A 21,554-nucleotide genomic window follows, 5' to 3' on the forward strand; every position below is an offset into this window, starting at 1 on the left:
ATAAAAAAAGCAATTCATTTTTTATGAATTGCTTTTCTTTCATTTTCTATTCACCAATAATTTCCATCATTGCTTTATGGAATACTTCTGTTTTACTAGCGGCATCATTAGCATCGCTGCCTTTGATTGAGAAATAGAATTTACATTTAGGTTCTGTACCTGATGGTCTTGCTGCAATCCATGAGCCATCTTCTAAGTAATATTTTAATACGTTAGATTTTGGTAATTGAATAGTTGTTCCATCAGAACAAGTACTATTTCCATAGTCTTCAACTTTTACAACTTTAACACCACCAATGTCTTGAGGTGCATCTTTTCTTAAATTATCCATGATTTCTTTAATACGTGCAGCTCCTGCAGCTCCTGCTTTAGATAAAGCAATTTGAGTTTCTTTAAATGTACCATGTTTAGCATATAATTCATTTAAAACATCAACTAAATCTTTACCTTGTTTTTTATAGAAGTTACCTGCTTCTGCAGCAGTTAAAACAGCTTGCACTGCATCTTTATCTCTAACAAAATCTTTAATAACACATCCATAAGATTCTTCATAACCAAATACAAATGTTTTTTCGTGAGTTTGTTCATATTTACGAATCTTATCACCAATAAATTTAAATCCAGTTAATGTTTTTTCTACATCAACACCATAACTTCTGGCTACTAATTCACCTAAATCAGAAGTTACGATTGTATTATACATAACTGCATTATCAGGTAATGTTCCTTTTTCTTTCATTTGGCTTAAAATATATTCCAAATAAACAGCTGCTGATTGGTTACCTGACATTAAAACATATTCACCATTATGTTTAGCAACAACTCCTAAACGGTCACCATCTGGATCTGTAATAACTACAACATCTGCATCTACTTCTTTAGCTTTTTTGATAGCTAATTCATAAGATGCTGGAACTTCTGGGTTTGGAGATTTTGTATTAGAAAAATCTGGATCTGGTGCACATTGAGCTAATACTGGCACAAGATCATATCCAAGTCTTGTTAGACATGTTCTAACTGCAATATTTGATGTTCCATGTTGTGGAGAGAAAACAATTTTAAAATCACTTTTATCCATTCCTGGATTAACTTCAATTGCCATAACTTCTTTATAATAAGCTTCATCTACTTCTTCACCAATCCATGTCATATATGGATAAGCTTCTTCATCAGAGAACACTTTAATATTTAATTCATCTTCTACTTCATTTACATATTGTACAACTTGATCAGCTGCTTCTGGTAATAATTGGCATCCTGTATCATCATATACTTTATATCCATTATGTTCTTTTGGATTATGACTTGCTGTAATCATGATACCACCAGCACATTTTAAATAACGCACTGCAAATGATAATTCAGGTGTTGGACGTAATGATTCAAAGATATATGATTTAATACCATATGTTGCTAATACTTTTGCTGATTCAATCGCAAATTTATAAGACATATGTCTATTATCATATCCAATAGCAACACCTCTTTCTTTACCTTCTGGTAAAGATGCAATGTATTTTGCAAATCCTACATTGGCTTTTTGAATAACATAGATATTTAATCTATTTGTCCCTGCACCTAAGATTCCTCTCATACCTGCTGTTCCAAATTCAACATCTGTATAGAAGGCATCTTCCTTTGCAGTTTCATCCATTGATAATAATTCTGCTTTTAAAGCAGGATCTAAATCTTCTTTACTAACCCATTTTTGATACTTTTCGTTATAATTCATTTTTACCACCTCTTATATATAAGTATATCAAAGCTCTTTGTCAAAAACCATAGAAAAATGTAACCGTTTTCAAATTATTTTCGTATAATATCTCCAGTTTCGACATTTAAGTATGTCAAAATATCTTGAACCTTGACAATCATTTGAAAACCACGTTTTCCTGCCGAAAAAGCAACCTCATTAACTTTTAAAATACTTTCATCCATATACGTTGGAAATTGTTTCTTCATTCCCACTGGAGAACATCCCCCTCGCATATAACCTGTTACAGGTAATAAGTCCTTTTGATGGATCATTTCTACACTTTTTCTTCCTGCTAATTTAGCAAGCTTTTTTAAATCAATTTCTTCTAAAACAGGAACACAACACACAAGATACTCATTATGGTTATCATGTAAAACAAGTGTTTTAAAAATAGCCTCTGGCGCCATATCTATAAGACTTGCCACATGTTTTCCATCTAAATGATCTTCATCATATGCATATTCCTTTATTGAATAAGGAATTTTTGCTTTATCCAACATTCTAAGCGCATTTGTTTTAAACTTCTTAGCCATGATTTACACCTCTGCATTTATTATAACATAAAAAAAGGGAATCATGTTGATTCCCTTTTCATTAATGCTATTATTCAGCAACTTTTTGTTCTTTGATTACTTTAGCGATTGAAGCAATTACATCTTCTTCGTCATCACCTTCAGCTACGATAGTAACAGTAGCTTTAGTAGGAACACCTAAAGACATAACTCCCATAATAGATTTTAAGTTTACTTCTTTATCATTATAAACTAATTTAATATTGCTAGTGAATTTGCTAGCTTGGTTTACTAAGATAGTAGCTGGTCTAGCATGTAATCCAACTGGATCAGATACTACGAAAGATAATTCTTTTGCCATTATATGACTCCTCCTTAAAAATTTCTATGACACAATTATAACATCATATTTTTAGAATTTCTAGGGATTTTCCAAAAAAATAAAGCGTTTACATATTTATCTCAAATTTAGTCGATATTTTCTACATTTTTTTAATTATCAAATTAAAAAAATAGGAAAATTTTTTCATAATTTTCCTATTTCATATCACTTTTTCTTGCTATTACCATAAATTTATGTGTTGTGATTTCATAAAACTGATTCTTTTTTATCTTTTTTAAAACATCTGCATAGAAGTTTACAAATTGTTCATATTTTTCTACCCTTTCAGGAGAAATACTCTTCATAAAAGCAAGAACTGCTGATAAAGAATGAAAGCGAATATGTCCAATATCTTCATAGCTATCAACAATATCAAAACCAATTTCTGTAAGTGTTGATTGACATGTTTCTTTATTCCATTGACCTTTTAACTTAAAAGGAATAAACATATTGATAATTTCTTTATAATTATCACTTCCTAATTGATCAACAACTAAATAACCACCTGGTTTTAAAATACGATACATTTCAAATTTATCATAATTAGATAATTCATTTACAACAACATCTAGTTTTTCATCTTTAAAAGGCATTTTCCCTTGAGAAGTAAAAGTTGTTACTTTTACACCTTTTTCTTCTAAAGTTTCTCTTGCTTTAGTAGGATTTAATTCTACAGAATAAGTAATAGGTGGTAATTTTTCAAATTGTGAAGTAAAATTTCCACCATCTACTGAAATAACAGCTAAATGATTATCTTCGTTAAGATAGCCTTCTATAATTTGATGTGGTTCATAACTTGGAATTGTTTGTTGCATCAATTCTTCACCTTGATTTGAAACAGCATATGCTATTTCATTTTTTAGTTCTTTACTTTCAGTAATATCTTTTTTAAAACGAATGTTGATATAATAATGATAAACAACTTGTGAAAGTGCATCACTAATAACTCCCACTGCAATAAATCCCATGAGTTGTAAAAACCACATTGTAGAAAATGCTTTTTCTACAGAAACAATCATATAACAAAGAAATGCTACAAAAATAATAGAAAACTGACGACGATAAACAAACTTATCTTGATATCTTAAAAAATAACGTACATTAGACATCTTTCTTGCTTGTCTACCTTCTATTTCAGCAAACACCAATCTTAAAAAGATAAGTGTTATTGCATAAAAGACTAATAAAACAATATAATATTCCATAGATTACCCCTTATAAATTAAATTTCCTTCCAAATCATAATATGCTTTATGATTTTTCTTTCTTAAATATCTACCATTATACAATTGATATTCACCTTCTAATGAAAATAATGATTCATTTTCTTCCATATCATACAAATAAGTAGTACCACTTTTATTTAATAAAGCATAAACCTTACCATCAAATTCAAAAGCTTGACTTTCACCCATAAAATAATCATGAATATCTATTTTACCTTCAGTATTAATAATTTCATACTTACTATTTGTTTCATAAGCAGCATAATATCCTTTTCCAATTGATTTAATCTTGACATAATTCTTAGATTGTTTTTCTCCTTTAGAATTCATCAAATAATACTTTTCACCATCTTTAGAAACAATAGCTATACCATATTGATCAAAATCTTGAGCATCTTTATAAATTGTCTTAATAGCTTCTTTACCATTAAAACTATAATATTGATATCCTTTATTTTGAACATATACAGGGAATATTTTACCATGCACAGCAGAAATATTTGGATTTAATTGAATCCCTTTCACTTCTTTTTCTTTACCATTTTCAACAAATTTATGTGGTCCATAAATATAGCTTGCATTTTTCGCCAAATAATTATTAATATTTTTATAATAAGATGTTGCTAGAACATCTTTTGATCCATCTAAAGATAATAATCTTACATCATCTTTATCTTTTAAAATAAGTGAAGAACCATCAAATTCTGCTGTTTCTACTTCAATATCCTTTTTAAACTTAACTTTACCTTTTAAATTTACATAAGCCAAATTCTTTTGTTTTTGATCATATAAAACAAATCCCTTTTTATAATCATTAGCAATAACATCATATTGACCTTTCAATTTAATTGCTAAACCATTTTCATCTATTTGACTACTTGAAGAAGTATCAAATAAAACTGTTTTATTTTTATAAGCAACTGTAATAAAAGATTGATTATAAATTCCTGCATAAGTAATTTGTTGTTTAGATGTTGTTACAACTTCACCTTGGCCATTTAAAACAGAATATTTTTTATTTTGATAAATGACTGGTAAATCATACATATATATTTTTACTTTTTTACTATCTTTATATAATTCTTTTCCTTCTAAATCATAGATTACATATTTATTTTTATCATTTTTAGCAACAATCATATTTTCAACAGCAGTTAATTTTGTTCCTTTTTTATATTCAATCAATTTTTTACCTGTTGTTGAAATATATTCATATTTTTTATCATGAACAACAATATATCCTTCATTTTCTACTTCTTTATAAGAACTATAAATGAATTTTGTTTTTAAATCTCCTTCTGAAGTACATAGAGCATATTTATTATTTTTTTCAACAAATAATGTTTGGGTTGCTGTTTTACTTGAACAGCCAGTTATTGTAAGCATCATGACAAGTATACATGCTAAAAAGCTTTTTTTCATAATGACTACCTCCTTGGTATGATTATTATAACATAATAATGATTTTATGAAATATTTATTAATTGTTCATGAACTAAAAAAAGGATTCAGTGAATCCTATTTTTCTAATACATATTTAATCATTTCTTGAATATCTTCTTCATTTTTTGCTCTTAATAAATAAACTTGATTACCCATTGCTGCTGCTAATGCATCAGGTACAATTTCATGTGAAATCAATTGTTCTTTAAATTTCATACGAATTTGTTGACTATGATGTTTATATTTTAAACCATCTCTTCTTCCAGCATATCCAATACAATATTGTTGTTTAGGTTCAATAAAACAACGATCATAAATCAACATATCTGCAAAAATATCATAAACATTAGCGTTATAAGCATAATTCATCATATCTGGAATATAGGCACCTGGAGCTCTCATATTAACTTCTAACCCAACAAGATCTCCTTTTTTCCCTAAACCTTCTTTATCTTTACTAAGTCTAAAGAATTCAAAATGGAAGAATTTTTGTTTAGCATCAAAAGCTTTAACAACACGACTTCCTACTTCTTTAATATCACTACCTTCAACAATTTGTCCATAGAAAGAAGTATCTCCACCTTCATTAACCGTATCCATAATAGATTCCATCATCACATGACTTGTACAAATCAAAATATTTCCTTGACTATCCGTAATACCATCAAAAGTTTCTACAAGACCATCAATATATTCTTCAGCAATAAAACTTATATTTCGATCCCAACTTGCTAAAAATTCATTAACTTGTTTTTTATTTTTTAATTTATATGTAGAAGAAGCTCCTACTCCATTATCTGGTTTTACAACAATTGGAAAACCTACTTCTTTACAAAAATCTAAAAGTTCTTGATCATCTTTAAAAACTTTATATCTAGCTGTTGGTACATTTGCTTTTTTATAAACAGCTTTCATCTTTGATTTAAATTTCATCACTTCTAATTCTTTTGGTCTCAATCCATGATGAATATTAAAATCTTCTCTTAACTGAGCTTCTAGTTCAAGCCAAAATTCATTTTGTGATTCAATATAATCAATACGACCATATTTCCCAATAAAAAATCCCATTGCACGATAAACTTCATCATAATTTTGTAGATTATTCACACGATAATATTCTACCAAGCTTTCTTTTGTTTCATTCACTAAATCATCATAAGGTGCATCGCCGATTCCTAAAACTGTTACACCTCTTTCTCTAAGTGATTTGCAAAAATTCCAATAATATGTTGGAAAATTTGGCGAGATAAAGACTAAATTCATATTTTAATTTCCCCCTTATAAAATGTGTCCTAAAAAATATGGTAATTGTTTTCTCCACCATGGCCAATCATGGTTAACATCGCTTCCCCAAAAATCACACCAAGCATTAACACCTAAACGATCAAATGTTTCTTTCATTAAGCCTGTTGATTTAACCATTTCATCTTCCCATGCACCTTGTCCACAACAAAGAATAATATGTCTTTGATTATATAGGTCAACATAAGGATGATTTCTTGACATTCCATTTAAATACTTTAAAGGACTATTATTATAAATATTTTCATCAACATATTGTCCAAAGAAAAGATCAGTATCATAATATCCACTTAAAGCAATACATCCCATAAATAAATCAGGTCTTCTAAGCATCATATTGGCTGCATGTGTTGCTCCTAAAGAACATCCTGTCGTATAAATCATTTTTCCTGTACCATTAATTTCTTTAATTCTAGGTACCATTTCATCACAAATATAATAATAAAATTGTTCTAACAAATAACTACGACGGGCTTTATCACCCATTTCATCAGAATAGCTTTCTTCATCCATACTACCAACACAAAATAATTGTACATAACCATTTTCAATTTTATCTTTGATTGTATCAACCATTCCAAAATTTTCATAATCTTGTGGATGTCCATCTTGTGCTGGAAATACAAGAAGAGGAACTCCACTATGACCATAAACAATAAAGTCCATATTTCTATCTAAACATTGACTGTATTCACTATAGTATCTTTTTTCCATAAAAACCTAACCCAAGATAAATGTTGGTAAGTATTTCTTGGAAAACTAATCAAATAGCGAAAAATTTAGAATCATATTTAAAATCACTGAATTTCAACGCACATAAACTATTGATGATTTCTTTAAATATGTGAAGAAATACCTTCTTTTGATAATATTTATTATGTTGATCTTTATATTTATAAAGTCCCATATAATTTCTTAAATATTTATCTGATATTCCTCGATATTTATAAAGGAATAAATCTATTGATGAATGTAAATCGTTTATCTTTTTAAGAGTATAACCGTCTTTTTCTTTTTTACCTGATGGTATCTTGACCCATTTAACTTTTAAATCTTTCATCAGTTTATGATATGATCTCAAGCTATCACTTACAACCTGACATGTACTTGGAATCTTGTCTTTATATATTTTATAAAGCTCTTTAGAATGGATTCTTCCTGTTTCAGATACTTGTATAACTTTATTGTTATGTTGGTCTATGGCACATACGATATTTCTTTTTTGATGGCTCATTCCTCTTTTGACTTTTTCTTTATTTTCAATGTGTTTACCAGGATGTGAAACGACATTTAATTTTTCATCCAAATAAACAGTATCACTTAAAACAGGATCATCATCAGTTAAAGTGGCAAGAATACTTAATATTTTATGTCTCCAAACAAGAGAAGTTTGTTCACTTATTCCAACTATAGCAGCAGAACGAGCAAGAGTATCGCCATTAAATAAAGATTGAATATATTCAAACCATTGATAAGGTTGTTTTTTAGTATATGAAAGCAATGAACCGGTAATAGAAGAAAATGTTTTTAAACATTCTTTACATAAATATCTTTGATTTCCCTTATTATCCTTACCATATTTAATGATATGTTTATTTTGGCAATGAGGACAAAAAGAACTATCATAGTTGTTTGATAGTTCTTCATGGATATTTGTATCATAAATATGATTGATTAAATGATTATTGAGTTTTTCCCTAATAATTTCAATTTCATCATCACTTGCGTTATTGATAATTGAATCAATAATATCATTAAACATTTTATCTTCCATAGCTTTCCACCTCTTGACTATATGATAAAACAAATCAAAAAGTTAAGCTTCCAATTATGAAAGTTAGACTGACATTATTAGGTGTCATTACCAACATTTATCTTGAGTTAGGCTTTCCATAAAAAATACCTCCTACTACTTTCATTGTAGCACAAAGTATCTCTTATTTAAAAACCAAATATTGCGAATCTTAATTTTTGATTCATCATAAATGATAAAGTTAATTTAACTGTTTCTCTTCCTAATTCAACATTTAAGCAATCATTCATTACCATTTCTAATATTTTCATCATGATATAATATTCTTTACAATAGTGTTTTTCTATTTCTTCAATAAATGAAGCTACTGGATATAATTGATATTGTTTTTCCATCAATAATAAAATATTTTCTACTTCTAAAAGAGATGGATCAAAAACAAGTTTTGTTTTTAAATCATCATAAACTGTCTTTAAATTATTAAAATACCTTTTTAATCCTTCTGGAAGATCTTCTATTTTATTTTTATACAATAAAACATCTGTAATATCTAATTCTAAATAATCTTCACTTTCAACAAATGGAATATATGATTTTTGTTCTTTTAAAAAATTACGATCAACATCTTTAGAAATCAATGCCCATTCTTCATCAAAATCTTTTTGATAAAAATCACATAACATTAATAATGGTAAAATAATTGATTTTAATTCAATGACACTTTTTAATAATTTAAAAGCAATCTCTTTGTGTTCAACTTCTAATTTTTCTAATCGTTGGCTAAATAACAATACTAACAAATATTTTAAAGTTGCATATTGATTTTTACTACACAAACTTTGATATTGTTGAATAAGTATATCTATTGTTTTTAAATCATTTGCCATTTTAGAATTTTTATTTTCTAATAATTGAAAAGTTTTATCTTTACCAAACAAATAAAAATAAACTTCTATAGCTGATAAAAAATCATAACTTTCTTCTAAATAACTATCATCCCAATTTCCTTTATGTAAATACCAAAGATCCATTTTATAAGATGCATAATTTTCATCTAAAACAGTATTTAACCAACCTATTGCTTTCATCGAATCAACAATCATACCATTTTCAGCTTTTTTTAAAATAGCTAAAGCATATGTAATTTTATGATAAATACAGCTCTTTTCTATTTCACAATTTTCAAAATAACTATAATCAAAATCCTGATAATTTTCGATATCCTTCAAAACCGTTATTTCATGATTTTTAAAAAGAACATTTTCTTTCTTCATAATACCAGCAAAATGTAATACACGTTTATATTTTTCACTATATTCTCTATATATTTGATCCATATTCATTCCCCTTTATTCTCTAATCTTATTTTATTCCTAAATAACATATTCGTCATTGGACAAATAGTACAAAAAAAGAGAAATGTTATATTTCTCCACGACAATGAATAACCATATCATTCCATTTAGCATTTCCATGAGTAGATGCTGAAACTTTTACAAATTTAAAACCACAACTTTCATAAAAAGGAATAAGATGATCTTTACATGTCAAAATAAATCCTTCAACATTATCTTTTCTTTTTTTGACATACTCTTTTACCATTTCTCTAGCATAACCATGTCCTCTATATTCAGGTAAAATGCAAACTGAAAAAATCATTTGATAACGTCCGTTTTCTTGATGTAAAAAAGCATTTTCATACATTTCATCAGGAAGAGTGCATTCATTATTTTTCAAACCACCAATATATCCAATCGCTTGATGATTTAAATAAAAGATTTCAAAACCTTCATGATAAACATTTAATCTTTCTTTTAATGATTGATAACTTGCTGCCTCTTGTATAGGAAAACAGGTTGTTTCGATTTGATAAAGTAAGTCTAAATCCTGAATTGTCGCTTGTTTTAACATGATATTCTCCTAAATCATGGCATAAAGGCCAACAAATGGCATGACTAGAATAAGTGCAGGAACAAGATTCATCGCTCTTACATCTAGTATTTTAGAAACGGTTAAACCTGTAATCATGGTAATAACACCACCACAAGCTTTAAAATCAGCAATCATTGTTGCACTTACAAATGGTAAAATTGCTTTTGCTAGAAAGAAACACGCAAGTAAAATAAGTAATTGTGGAACACATATTAAACTTTGTGCATAACCTAAAGCAGCTCCAAATAAAATAGCTGTAAAGAAATCTAAAACTGATTTAGAAATTAAAACAGAAGCATCTCCTGACATTCCTTCTGTAAGGGCTCCAAATAATCCCATTCCAGACATTGAAAACATCAAAACAACTAATAAATAAAGATGCATATATTCTTCTTGATTACCTTCTATATGAAAAGGTAATTTATCTAATAAAAACGCAAATATATCATGAACATGATCATATAAATGACATAATTCACCAATAACAAAACCTAAAATAATAGCCATAATAACCATTGGTAATGTCTTTACTTGAATGACTGACATTAATCCAATTGTTACAGAACAAATCCCAAAAACTTTTGGTAATTCTTCCATTAAATGTTTAGGTAAAACTTTTTTAATAAGTCCTCCAATAAAAGTACCTATAAAAACAGCACATACATTTGTTAAAACGCCAACTGGCATAAAATCACCACCTTGTCAACTATTATAACAAAACCATGCAAAATATGCATTAAAAAAACCGTCAACTTTCATTGACGGCTCTATTATTATATTATTTACCAAAATATCTATCTAATAAACCTTTTAAAGCTTTTCCATGTCTAGCTTCATCTCTAGCCATTTCATGAACAGTATCATGAATTGCATCTAAGTTATTCTTTTTAGCACATGTAGCAAGTTCAACTTTACCAGCTGTTGCTCCAAATTCACAATCAACACGCCAAGCTAAGTTATCTTTAGTAGTTGCTTTCATATTTGGTTCTAAGTCTTCTCCTAACATTTCAGCAAATTTAGCAGCATGTTCTGCTTCTTCATAAGCAGCTTTTTCCCAATATAATCCAATTTCAGGATAACCTTCTCTATGAGCAATTCTTGCCATACATAAATACATACCAACTTCTGAACATTCACCTTCAAAGTTTGCTTTTAATTGATCAAAGATATATTTTTTATCTTCATCACTAATATCAGGATTATTTTTTACAGTTTTAGCGTAAATACCATATTCATGTTCAGCAGCTAATTTCATTTCACCTTTTACTTCTTCAAACATGTCAGCTCCTACATGACATACTGGACATTCAGCTGGTGCTGCATCTCCTTCATAAACATATCCACATACTTTACATACAAATTTAGCCATATTTCTTTTCTCCTTTTTTTAATTCCTTATTAGGAATGATTACTACTTAAGTATAACATATAATTTCCTATTGTCAATCCATTTAGAAGCATAATTTGTATCTTTCTATTATTATATCTCTTTTTTAAAAAGAAAAAAGCAATCTTTCAATTGCCTTAATCAATCGGTGGACGATAAAAGCCACCAAAAAAATTTTCAGTTTTTATAACATTAACAATAATATGAGAATCTACCGTTTTCATTAACTCTACAATATCTAAAACCTCATAACTAGAAACAACTGTATGCAATAAATACATCTTTTCATGACTATATCCTCCAATAGCTTCAACACATGATATTCCATGTCGATAATTTTTAATATATTTATCCATCACATCTTGTGCTTTTTTTGTTGTTACTTGTAAAGTAACGCGTTCATAACGATGATAAAATGAATCTATTGTTCTAGTAGAAATAAATTGAAATAAAATAGAATATCCTGCATGGATCCAACCAAACATAAATCCAAAAATCAATAATATAATTGAATTAAAAATAAAAACATAGCTCCAAATCGATTTTCCTTTTTTATTAGAAATATATAATGCAACAAAATCTGTTCCTCCTGTTGAAGCATTCATTTTTAAAATACCTGCCGTCATCAATCCATAAAGAGTTCCACCAAAAATCACATTCAATAAAGTATCATTAAAAATAGGTGGAAAATGAATTATTTTTAAAAAGAAACTTGCTAGAAAAACTTCTAATAAAGAAAAGAATGTAAACCTTGGACTAATACTTTTATAACATAAAATAGCTACTGGTACATTTAATACAATCATTCCTAAAGAAGTAGAAAATGAGAAATGAAAATAAGTTGATGTAATCTTTTCAATCAATATCGCAACTCCTGTAAATCCACTTGATAATAAATTAGCTGGTTGAATAAAGACTTTGATGACATAAGCCTGTACAAAAGCACCTAAAATAACTGTTATCAATGTTAATAAATATTTTTTATTTAAATGAAACATAGAGCCACCACCGGTATTGTTATAATTGATAATAAAGTTGATAGAAAAACTGTTTTTGCTGCTAAAAATTCATTTTGTTGATATCTTTTCGCAAATAAAACAGCACCATTAGCTACAGGCATCGCTAAGATAATCATCGTCATTGCTTGAATCATTGTATCTTTGATAAGAAAATGAACTAACGGTGAAAAAATCATTGGAATGATTAAATCAATGAATATTGTAAATAAGTAAATCTTTCTATCGAGTAATATTTTCTTGATAGGATATTTAGAAAGTGTTGCTCCAATAATAATCATTGCTAATGGTGTTGTCATATTACCTATCAATTGAATAGGTTGTAACAATGTTTCAGGTAATGATATTGAAAAAATATATAATAACACTGCAATCATTGAAGCAATAATTCCTGGTGTAATGAGTTTTTTTATTTGAAATGATTTATTATTTGACATAATCATCATTCCTAAAGTAAACAATGATAGATTAAAAGGCATATTGATTAAAGCTGTTAATAAAAGCGATTGTTTACCAAATAATGATTGTAATAGAGGAAAACCAATGAAACCTACATTAGGGTAGATCATCATAAATAAATAGAGTGATTTATCTTTTAAAGAACTTATTTTTAAACATAAATAAGCAAAAATAGGTAATATAATAATTAAAATAATCATTGATAAAAATAAATCTTGATAAGGAATACCATTTTTATTGGCACTTACAGATGAAATAATTAAACAAGGCATTGTTATATTTAAAACAAAACGATTCATTTTATCAATAAAACTTTCATCAAAATCTTTCATTTTTCCTAAATTAAAACCTAAAACAATCATCATAAACAATTGTAAAATTTTATTAATTACTAAATAAACATTCATTTTAATTCCTAAAATATTCTAAAATAATATTCATCATGACTTTAAAACCTATCTTATAAGAATCTAAATCAATCCATTCATCATAAGTATGTGCTTTTTCTCCCATTAAAGTTCCAATCGTATTAGCACATATTCCATAAGATAAAGGAATATTTGAATCTGTACCATTAGCACATTTTTCTACATCATCTAAATAATATTCTTTAATCAATCTCACATTATGATCTGTAAATTTTTCAAATTCCTCTTGATTTAATAAACCATTTCCAGGTCTTACTCCTAAAATTTCAATTTCTACATTTGAATAATGAGAAACAATTTCTTGAAATTGTTTCTCCATGATATCTAAACAGCTTTGCATAGAAGAACGATATTCATAGAGTAATGTAGCTGTAGAAGCAATTGCATTAATTGTTGTTCCACCTTCTATTTTTCCAAAATTATAAGTTGTTTTAGCTTCTGTTGGTATTTGTTGATGACTTAATTCATACATAATTTTACTTAAAGTCTCAATAGCATTTTCTTTACCAAAATCAGCATAAGAATGTCCTCCTTGACAATGAACAGTCAAACGATAACGTTTAGAACCTACAGCACTATTCGTACACTGATTCAAATACCCATCAAAGGAAATAAAGGATTTAATACGATTTTTATACTGTTCAACAATATAACGACACCCATTAGAATTTCCTAAACCTTCTTCACACGTATTTAAAACAAATAAAACACCTGTCTTTCCATGTAAATGATGAAGGTGAATATAATGAATCACTTGCATTAAATGAACAACATTAGCTGTATCATCTCCTACTCCTGGTCCATATAAATAATGCCCTTTTTGCGTTATTTTTAACGGTTCCATATCAGCAAAAACAACATCAAGATGACCACAAAATACCACAATATCTTGACCTTCATCAAACATCTTAATCACTACATTATTCATCTTATCAATTTTTGCATCAATGCCTCTTTCTTCAAACCATTGTTTACAAAATTGAGCTCTTTTTTCTTCATGATAAGAAGGTGCCGGAATAGCTGCTAACTGTTTTAAAAGTTCTACAGAATACTTAGCTTCTTGTTCAATATAATCTTCTTCATATTTATATAACATATTTTTCCCCCTATATTAAAGAAAAGGCAATTATGCCTTTTCAATAGATTCTTTCTTAACTTCTTGTTTATCTACCATTTTAAAGAATGGATAATAAATAGCCATAGAGATAAGTAATAATACAATTTGTAATAGAGCTCCTCTAATACCACATAATAAGAAGCCTGAAATAATTGGTGGTGTTGTCCAAGGAACTTCAACCCCAATACTTACTGGAACTAATCCAATATATGTAGAAGCATAAGTGACAATTGCCATTGTAATATTAGCAATCACAAATGGAATAGCCATAATTGGATTTAAAACAATTGGCATACCAAAGATCAATGGTTCATTAATATTAAATAATGAAGGAATTAATGATAATTTACCTAAAGCTTTATATCTAGATGATTTAGCAGTAAAAACAATCACAAGTGCTAATCCTAAAGTAGCTGCAGTTCCTCCTAATTTAACAAAGTTAGCAATAAATTGATAATTGACAATATGTGTAGCAGCTTTTCCAAGTCCAATTGCTGCAGCATTTTCAGCAGATAATGATCTCCAAATAGGATTCATTACTGAAGAAACAATACTTGATCCATGTAAACCAAAGATCCATAAAATTGATTCTATTAATAAAACTAAAATTGTAGCTGGTAATGTACTACCAATGGATTGTAGTGGTTGTTGTAACATTGTAAAAATGAAATTTTGTGCACTTTTGAAACTTGTCATTTCAAAACCAATTCTTACAAAGTTAAAAATAATAAAGATAATAGCTACTGGAATTAAAGCTTCAAATGGTTTTGCCACATTTTGAGGTACTGAATCTGGTAATTTAATTGTCCATCCTTTTTGAACAACAAATCTAAAGATTTCTACTGCTAAACAAGTTGTAATAATTGCTAAAAATAATCCTGATGCACTAAAATTATCAAGTGGTAATCCTTTTAGTCCATCTTCTGTTACTAAAACAGGTGTTAACATGAAGATAGCAATAAATGATACAACAATAGACTCTCTTGTATCTACTTTATAAAAATGTGCAAGAGAACGTGCAATTCCTACAACTACATAAATAGACATGATTCCATAACTCATACGATAAGGAACCATAAATATTTGACTCCAATTTTCCCCTAAAAGTCCTGTCATAAATTCACTATAACCATTAATAGGAATACTTGTAAAAAGCAAGAATAAAGAACCAACAATAATAACTGGCATTACGCCAAAGAAACCTTCTTTAATCGCATTTAAATAACGATTTGCACTTACTTTAGATGCAAATGGCATCAGTTTTTCACCCATTTTATCAAAAAAACTATTCATCATTTTCTCCTCCTATTCAAATTTTGTTTGTCCATTGGTTTCAATTACTTTCTTATACCAATAAAACGATTTCTTTCTATATCTTTTTAAACTTCCATTTCCTTGGTCATCTTTATCAACATAAATAAAACCATATCTTTTCTTCATTTCTCCTGTTCCAGCAGAAACTAAATCAATACATCCCCATGTTGTATAACCAATAACATCAACATGATCAATTTCTATAGCTTGTTTTAAAGCCTCAATATGTTTTCCTAAAAAATCAATACGATATTGATCATCTACAGTACCATCTTCATTAAGTTGATCAACAGCCCCTAATCCATTTTCAACAACAAATAATGGTATTTGATAACGATCATATAATTCATTAAGTGCAACTCTTAATCCTAAAGGATCAATATGCCAACGCCAATTTGTAAGTTCTAAATAAGGATTACGTCCTTTAGCATTAATTGAACCATCTCTTTGATAAGAAACAATAGAAGAAAAATAATAACTAAAGCCAATAAAATCAACAGTTCCCTTTCTTAATATTTCTTCATCACACTCATCAATAATCAATTTTCCTCCCAATTGTTCTTGTTTAGCCAAACATGTATTCGTATAAAATCCTCTACACATCACATCTAAATAATAATGTGTAAACAACATATATTCTCTTTTAGCTATTTGATCTATTGGTTGACAAGTTGCTGGGTAGCTTTCTGGATATTGAACCATACAGCCAATTTTAAAATTTGGATTAATTTGGTGTCCTAGAATAACTGCTTTGGCACTTGCTACAAACATATGATGACTTGCTTGTAAAACAGTTGATGCCTTATCTTCTCCTTCTTGAAAAAGAATACCAGCTTGATGATAAGGATTTTTCTTATTCATCGTTTCATTAATTTCATTAAAAGTCATCCAATATTTTACTTTATCTTTATAACGTTTAAAAATTGTTTGACAATAATTCATAAAGAAATCAATCATTTTTCTATTTCTCCATGAACCATATTTTTGAACTAAATGTAATGGTGTTTCATAATGAGAAATCGTCACCACTGGCTCTATATGATATTTTAATAATTCATCAAAAACTTGATCATAAAATTTCAATCCAGCTTCATTCGGTTTTTCTTCATCTCCTAAAGGAAAAATACGTGTCCAATTGATAGACATTCTAAAGCATCTAAATCCCATTTCAGCAAATAATGCAATGTCTTCTTTATAATGATCATAAAACCCAGTTCCCTCATGACTTGGATAATAAGTATGAGGATGAACACTCTCGTGTATTTCTCGAGGATGATCAATATTTCCTCCCATCTCTACATCTGCAATACTTAATCCTTTTCCATCTGCAAGGTAACCACCTTCATATTGATTAGCTGCTGTTGCACCTCCCCATAGGAATTGATCTGATATCTTCATTTAAAAAGCCCTCCTTCTATGGTTATTAAAACATAGAAGAAAGGCTTTTATAATTGAATAACTTTCGTTTTTAACAATGTTTAAAAATTTAAGAATTAAATATTTTTTATTATTTAACACTGTTTAGATTCATCCATTAATATTGGATTTGAAGAATGTCTTGTACTTTCTGATTTAGATGTAAGTTGTAATTTTTTATTAAAATTATTTTCATAATCTAAAGAAAAATAAGAAGCATACAATAAATCCAATAAAAAATAAATAGATAAATTACTATTAAAATTTGCAATATTATGCGTTAAATTTTCTCTTGTAGAAATATACAATTTAGCATCACTCATTTGACTTAACGTATTTTCTCCAAAAGAAGTTAAACTTAAAAAAGGAATATTTTTCTTTTGACATGTTTTTGCCATATTGATAAGTGTCTTGGTTTCTCCAGAATAAGAAATAAAAATCACACAATCCCCTTTAGGAATACAATTTACTTCATAACGTTGATAATTTAAATTATTAGTAATATATACATTCTTTCCTATTTTCATCATTTTTTCTTTAAATGATTCTGCTATATTTAAAGCTGTTCCATATGAATAAATATGAATATTGTTATTATTATTTAATAATTGAACAGCTTTTTGAAATAAATCATGATGTAATAAAGATAACGTATCTTTAATTGTTTCTTCATATAAAGAACCCATTTTATTAGCTATTTTAAAAATAGTATCCCCTTGATCAAAAGGTAAATTAGGATCAACTGTCCCAAATTGCTGATTTAAATACTCAATTTCACTTAAATAAGCCTTCTTAAAATTATCAAAACCTTCAATTCCAATTTTCTTACATAAATTTAAGACTGTTGCTGGTGACGTATAAGTTTCTTTAGCAATACTTCTTGCTGAATAATTTTTTATTTTTTCCCCTAATTGAATAATAAAATCAGCAATCACAATTTCACTTTTAGAAAAATCAACTTTATTCGTTAGTTTATCAATTAATAACATACCATCACATCCTTTTTTGATATCATAGCATATAATAAAAAAGAAAACAAAAACACAGTTTTTCTACAAAAAAACTCTTCATGTTATTATATAAAAACACCTTCCATTAATTTATTTTATATAAGAATTATTTGCTTTTCTTATAAAGCCTTTCTAATTTTGAAATATTATCAAATCATATCTGATTTTCGCCAAAAAAGGCCTTCTGAACAAGCTATCTTTTGCATAAGTGCCTGTATTTCCTTTGATGGATTATACACTGTTAAATTTAAACTATCCCATTCAAAAACCACAAGAACATTTTCATCTGGAAGCAATATATTCAACCAACCTGAATGGTTATTCATGATTGTATTGATTGCATCCTCTACTCTTTGTAAAGATGGTCGGTCAATCCAATCATCCAATTGTATAGATACATGATAATAACACATTAATTTTATAATGATATTTACAAATTTATCTTTCAGCAAAAAATGTTTATCACTATTGAGTAAATAACATTCCACATCAAAAAATTGTCCTCTTGAACTTGGTTTTACCTGTTCAGGAAGAAAATCTATCACATAGCATGGCTTCTCTAATAATTCTTCAATTTTACTTACTGTTTGTTCCACTTTAGTTCACCCATCCTCTTTTAAATATTCTTCTTATAGTATAACACTTTATTCTAAAAACATCTTTTACACCTGCACACTTATTACTTAGTTGGTAAATATTAAGCAATCAAAAAAGATGCCTATTGAGCATCTCGGCTCTATACTAAAACTGGAGGGGAAATATATCCTGCTCCAGTTTTCTTATATTTAAATAGACATAGCTTTCATACCGTTTTACAATTTAAATGACCAAAAATAAATAGAAAAGAGGTATTCCACTATGTCCAATTTGAATTATATCAATGATTTATTTAAATCTCTAGATTTTCCTGATAATTTATCTGATTATTTTATTCCTGTCCCTTATGAGGACTCGGGTTTTTGACAGTTATGTAACTTCCATACGAATATAGATATGCTCAAAGCGCTTATTCCATATAGGTTTTTTGAGTTTTTTTACTGTCAAATTTTATCATTTTAAATGTTGTATGGTGTTGTATATGGTGGTATAATGTCTCTAGGAGATGATTTTCATGAAGCTTTACTATGACAGACGTTCTAAAAATCCAACTTATTTTATTCAACAGGGTATCAGAAACGGCAAGAAAACGACTACCCGCAACATTAAAACTATTGGAAAACACAATGACCTTCTTAAAATTACTGACGATCCTCTTGAATATGCAAAACAGGAAGTCGCTAAATTCAATGAAGAATATAAAGCCAATAAAATTTCTATAGATGTCAATATCGATTTTTCTAAAAAGCTTCCTTCTTCAATGGATACTGTTGCCCATTCAAAAAATATCAATATTGGCTATTTCTTTATCCAGTCTATCTATCATGATTTGAAGATCAAAGATTTTCTGAACAATATTGTTTCGCAAACCAGGGTCGATTATGATGCTGATCTCATAAACAGATTTCTTACCATCTCTCGAATACTTGATCCTCGTTCGAAACTGGGAATCTATGATCATCTTCATATATATTATGAACAGCCGCACTATCTCTATGAATCTTCTCTTAGATTCCTATCGCTTTTGGCCAAACACTTTGATGAATACATTTCCCATTTGTATGAGGCAAGCAATAACATCATTCCAAGAGATACATCTGTATGTTATTTTGACTGTACAAACTATTATTTTGAAATTGAAACTGCAGATGAGGATTATATCGATGAAGTTACTGGTGAAATCTTTTACATGTTGAGAAAGTACGGGATTTCCAAACAGCATCAGCCAACTCCAATCGTTCAAATGGGACTGTTCATTGATGCACAGGGAATTCCTTTATCAATGTGTATCAATCCAGGAAATCAAAACGAACAGTTGTGTGCCACTTCAACCGAAGAGAAAATGATAAGATCTTTCAAAGATAAAAAACTTATCTATTGCGCTGATGCAGGACTTGGTTCCTATGATATTAGAAAGTTCAATTCTTTTGGAAGCAGAGCCTTTATAGTCACACAGTCCATAAAGAAACTGTCGAAACCTTTACAGGAAGCAGTATTTAATGATTGTGACTATAAGCTTTTATCCAACGACTTGCCTATGACACTAAAGGAAATGCACGAATTTGATAAAAATGATGAAGACAATCTCCATCTATACAATGATATCCTGTATAAAGTGATCAGTGCAGATAAGGCTGTTGATTTAGGACTTACAGAAGAATATGTGACTTCTACAGGAAAAACAGGAACAAAAAAAGTCAAAGGTGAACTGAAACAATATGTCATCATTACTTTTTCCAGAAAAGCGATGGAATATCAAAGGCATATTCGCAACAGTCAAATAGAACGTGCTCAAAGACTTATAAAAAATAATAAGGTCGAAGATTTAAAAAAGAATCAAAACGATCCAAAAAGATTCATTAAAAAAGTAAAAAATGAAAAGAATAAATATTATATTGATGAAGAGATGATAAAAAAAGAAGAGATGTATGATGGTTTCTATGCCATCGCTACAAATCTGGATGCAGAAAACGAAGCAAAAAAAATAATTGAGATCAATTCGCAGAGATATAGGATAGAAGATTGTTTTAGAGTTTTAAAAACAAATTTCAAAGCAAGACCTATAAATCATCGAAAAAATGATCGTATCATAGCACATTTTATGACATGTTATACGGCATTGCTCATTCAAAGGATAATGGAAGTAAAATTAAATCAAAAAGGCAGACATTTTACTACCGGAGAAATCATTGAAAACTTAAAAAATATGAATGTGGTCAATAATCATGATCTGTACTATCAGGCAACTTATACAGGAAGTACACTATGTGATGCTTTGAATGAAACATTTGGATTAGAATTGGACAAGGAATATTATCAGCCCAAAGAACTAAATAAAAAAATCAAAAAAATATCAAATTAGATATTCCATACAACATTTTAAAAAGAGTGAAAATCCACTGATACCAATGGGTTCCACTCTTTTTTCCTATTTAACTGTCAAAGACGGGATTATATCAATGATTTATTTAAATCTCTAGATTTTCCTGATAATTTATCTGATT

The 21,554-nt window shown here is 28.4% G+C and carries 20 protein-coding genes; 1 reads left to right on the forward strand and 19 read right to left on the reverse strand.

Annotation, left to right across the window (positions count from 1 at the left end):
* Positions 1–46 precede the first annotated feature (46 nt).
* The 19 genes from ACLVEP_RS02335 to ACLVEP_RS02425 form a co-directional block, all read right to left on the reverse strand.
* On the reverse strand, positions 47–1,732 hold the full coding sequence (locus ACLVEP_RS02335) for a phospho-sugar mutase (RefSeq protein ID WP_412582560.1): 1,686 nt from the start codon (positions 1,730–1,732) through the stop codon (positions 47–49).
* Between the two features lie 74 nt (positions 1,733–1,806).
* Positions 1,807–2,289 (reverse strand): Cys-tRNA(Pro) deacylase, encoded by a 483-nt coding sequence (ybaK, locus tag ACLVEP_RS02340; RefSeq protein WP_412582561.1) that lies wholly within the window; start codon positions 2,287–2,289, stop codon positions 1,807–1,809.
* Between the two features lie 70 nt (positions 2,290–2,359).
* Entirely contained in the window at positions 2,360–2,629 is a 270-nt protein-coding gene (locus tag ACLVEP_RS02345; protein WP_022001400.1) for a phosphocarrier protein HPr, read from the reverse strand.
* Between the two features lie 176 nt (positions 2,630–2,805).
* On the reverse strand, positions 2,806–3,855 hold the full coding sequence (locus ACLVEP_RS02350) for a hypothetical protein (protein ID WP_412582563.1): 1,050 nt from the start codon (positions 3,853–3,855) through the stop codon (positions 2,806–2,808).
* A gap of 3 nt (positions 3,856–3,858) precedes the next feature.
* A complete protein-coding gene (locus tag ACLVEP_RS02355; protein WP_412582565.1) occupies positions 3,859–5,298 on the reverse strand; it encodes a hypothetical protein in 1,440 nt (479 codons plus the stop codon).
* A 96-nt stretch (positions 5,299–5,394) separates the two neighbouring features.
* Positions 5,395–6,582 carry an ATP-grasp domain-containing protein gene (locus ACLVEP_RS02360; protein ID WP_412582566.1) on the reverse strand — a complete coding sequence of 396 codons (1,188 nt, stop codon included), beginning with the start codon at positions 6,580–6,582 and terminating at the stop codon, positions 5,395–5,397.
* Positions 6,583–6,597: 15 nt separating this feature from the next.
* Positions 6,598–7,335 carry an esterase family protein gene (locus ACLVEP_RS02365; protein WP_318001305.1) on the reverse strand — a complete coding sequence of 246 codons (738 nt, stop codon included), beginning with the start codon at positions 7,333–7,335 and terminating at the stop codon, positions 6,598–6,600.
* 49 nt (positions 7,336–7,384) lie between these two features.
* Complete coding sequence (locus tag ACLVEP_RS02370; RefSeq protein ID WP_412582248.1) at positions 7,385–8,395, reverse strand: IS1595 family transposase; 1,011 nt, start codon at positions 8,393–8,395, stop codon at positions 7,385–7,387.
* 167 nt (positions 8,396–8,562) lie between these two features.
* Positions 8,563–9,711 carry a hypothetical protein gene (locus ACLVEP_RS02375; protein ID WP_412582568.1) on the reverse strand — a complete coding sequence of 383 codons (1,149 nt, stop codon included), beginning with the start codon at positions 9,709–9,711 and terminating at the stop codon, positions 8,563–8,565.
* Between the two features lie 85 nt (positions 9,712–9,796).
* Complete coding sequence (locus ACLVEP_RS02380) at positions 9,797–10,285, reverse strand: GNAT family N-acetyltransferase (RefSeq protein WP_412582569.1); 489 nt, start codon at positions 10,283–10,285, stop codon at positions 9,797–9,799.
* Positions 10,286–10,294: 9 nt separating this feature from the next.
* On the reverse strand, positions 10,295–10,993 hold the full coding sequence (locus ACLVEP_RS02385) for a DUF554 domain-containing protein (RefSeq protein WP_412582571.1): 699 nt from the start codon (positions 10,991–10,993) through the stop codon (positions 10,295–10,297).
* 91 nt (positions 10,994–11,084) lie between these two features.
* Entirely contained in the window at positions 11,085–11,675 is a 591-nt protein-coding gene (locus ACLVEP_RS02390; RefSeq protein ID WP_022000839.1) for a rubredoxin-like domain-containing protein, read from the reverse strand.
* 155 nt (positions 11,676–11,830) lie between these two features.
* The gene (locus tag ACLVEP_RS02395) at positions 11,831–12,691 is read right to left on the reverse strand and encodes a YitT family protein (RefSeq protein ID WP_412582573.1); all 861 of its coding nucleotides are present in this window, start codon (positions 12,689–12,691) and stop codon (positions 11,831–11,833) included.
* Positions 12,679–13,575, reverse strand: a complete 897-nt coding sequence (locus tag ACLVEP_RS02400) for an AEC family transporter (protein ID WP_412582575.1) — start codon at positions 13,573–13,575, stop codon at positions 12,679–12,681. The genes ACLVEP_RS02395 and ACLVEP_RS02400 overlap by 13 nt, the downstream gene beginning before the upstream one ends.
* Before the next feature lies 1 nt (position 13,576).
* Complete coding sequence (locus tag ACLVEP_RS02405) at positions 13,577–14,692, reverse strand: M20/M25/M40 family metallo-hydrolase (RefSeq protein WP_412582576.1); 1,116 nt, start codon at positions 14,690–14,692, stop codon at positions 13,577–13,579.
* 30 nt (positions 14,693–14,722) lie between these two features.
* Positions 14,723–16,009: a PTS sugar transporter subunit IIC gene (locus tag ACLVEP_RS02410; RefSeq protein ID WP_412582578.1), complete on the reverse strand. Its 1,287-nt coding sequence runs from the start codon at positions 16,007–16,009 to the stop codon at positions 14,723–14,725.
* A 9-nt stretch (positions 16,010–16,018) separates the two neighbouring features.
* Positions 16,019–17,425, reverse strand: coding sequence for a 6-phospho-beta-glucosidase (locus tag ACLVEP_RS02415; protein ID WP_412582580.1), 1,407 nt, complete (start codon positions 17,423–17,425; stop codon positions 16,019–16,021).
* A gap of 113 nt (positions 17,426–17,538) precedes the next feature.
* Positions 17,539–18,432 (reverse strand): MurR/RpiR family transcriptional regulator, encoded by an 894-nt coding sequence (locus tag ACLVEP_RS02420; RefSeq protein WP_412582582.1) that lies wholly within the window; start codon positions 18,430–18,432, stop codon positions 17,539–17,541.
* Between the two features lie 170 nt (positions 18,433–18,602).
* The gene (locus tag ACLVEP_RS02425) at positions 18,603–19,049 is read right to left on the reverse strand and encodes a hypothetical protein (protein ID WP_412582583.1); all 447 of its coding nucleotides are present in this window, start codon (positions 19,047–19,049) and stop codon (positions 18,603–18,605) included.
* A 515-nt stretch (positions 19,050–19,564) separates the two neighbouring features.
* Here ACLVEP_RS02425 and ACLVEP_RS02430 point away from each other — a divergent pair.
* A complete protein-coding gene (locus ACLVEP_RS02430) occupies positions 19,565–21,412 on the forward strand; it encodes an IS1634 family transposase (protein ID WP_412582585.1) in 1,848 nt (615 codons plus the stop codon).
* Positions 21,413–21,554: the final 142 nt, after the last annotated feature.

It is taken from the genome of Faecalibacillus sp. (genome assembly GCF_047023275.1).
Classification (GTDB): Bacteria; Bacillota_I; Bacilli_A; order Erysipelotrichales; family Coprobacillaceae; genus Faecalibacillus.

Coding starts and splice junctions, on each gene's coding strand:
- ACLVEP_RS02365 (WP_318001305.1), bottom strand. CDS start 7,335: ATGGAAAAAAGATACTATAGTGAATACAGTCAATGTTTAGATAGAAAT.
- ybaK (WP_412582561.1), bottom strand. CDS start 2,289: ATGGCTAAGAAGTTTAAAACAAATGCGCTTAGAATGTTGGATAAAGCA.
- ACLVEP_RS02370 (WP_412582248.1), bottom strand. CDS start 8,395: ATGGAAGATAAAATGTTTAATGATATTATTGATTCAATTATCAATAAC.
- ACLVEP_RS02405 (WP_412582576.1), bottom strand. CDS start 14,692: ATGTTATATAAATATGAAGAAGATTATATTGAACAAGAAGCTAAGTAT.
- ACLVEP_RS02355 (WP_412582565.1), bottom strand. CDS start 5,298: ATGAAAAAAAGCTTTTTAGCATGTATACTTGTCATGATGCTTACAATA.
- ACLVEP_RS02395 (WP_412582573.1), bottom strand. CDS start 12,691: ATGTTTCATTTAAATAAAAAATATTTATTAACATTGATAACAGTTATT.
- ACLVEP_RS02335 (WP_412582560.1), bottom strand. CDS start 1,732: ATGAATTATAACGAAAAGTATCAAAAATGGGTTAGTAAAGAAGATTTA.
- ACLVEP_RS02430 (WP_412582585.1), top strand. CDS start 19,565: ATGAAGCTTTACTATGACAGACGTTCTAAAAATCCAACTTATTTTATT.
- ACLVEP_RS02420 (WP_412582582.1), bottom strand. CDS start 18,432: ATGTTATTAATTGATAAACTAACGAATAAAGTTGATTTTTCTAAAAGT.
- ACLVEP_RS02350 (WP_412582563.1), bottom strand. CDS start 3,855: ATGGAATATTATATTGTTTTATTAGTCTTTTATGCAATAACACTTATC.
- ACLVEP_RS02400 (WP_412582575.1), bottom strand. CDS start 13,575: ATGAATGTTTATTTAGTAATTAATAAAATTTTACAATTGTTTATGATG.
- ACLVEP_RS02410 (WP_412582578.1), bottom strand. CDS start 16,009: ATGATGAATAGTTTTTTTGATAAAATGGGTGAAAAACTGATGCCATTT.
- ACLVEP_RS02345 (WP_022001400.1), bottom strand. CDS start 2,629: ATGGCAAAAGAATTATCTTTCGTAGTATCTGATCCAGTTGGATTACAT.
- ACLVEP_RS02415 (WP_412582580.1), bottom strand. CDS start 17,425: ATGAAGATATCAGATCAATTCCTATGGGGAGGTGCAACAGCAGCTAAT.
- ACLVEP_RS02360 (WP_412582566.1), bottom strand. CDS start 6,582: ATGAATTTAGTCTTTATCTCGCCAAATTTTCCAACATATTATTGGAAT.
- ACLVEP_RS02390 (WP_022000839.1), bottom strand. CDS start 11,675: ATGGCTAAATTTGTATGTAAAGTATGTGGATATGTTTATGAAGGAGAT.
- ACLVEP_RS02375 (WP_412582568.1), bottom strand. CDS start 9,711: ATGGATCAAATATATAGAGAATATAGTGAAAAATATAAACGTGTATTA.
- ACLVEP_RS02385 (WP_412582571.1), bottom strand. CDS start 10,993: ATGCCAGTTGGCGTTTTAACAAATGTATGTGCTGTTTTTATAGGTACT.
- ACLVEP_RS02380 (WP_412582569.1), bottom strand. CDS start 10,285: ATGTTAAAACAAGCGACAATTCAGGATTTAGACTTACTTTATCAAATC.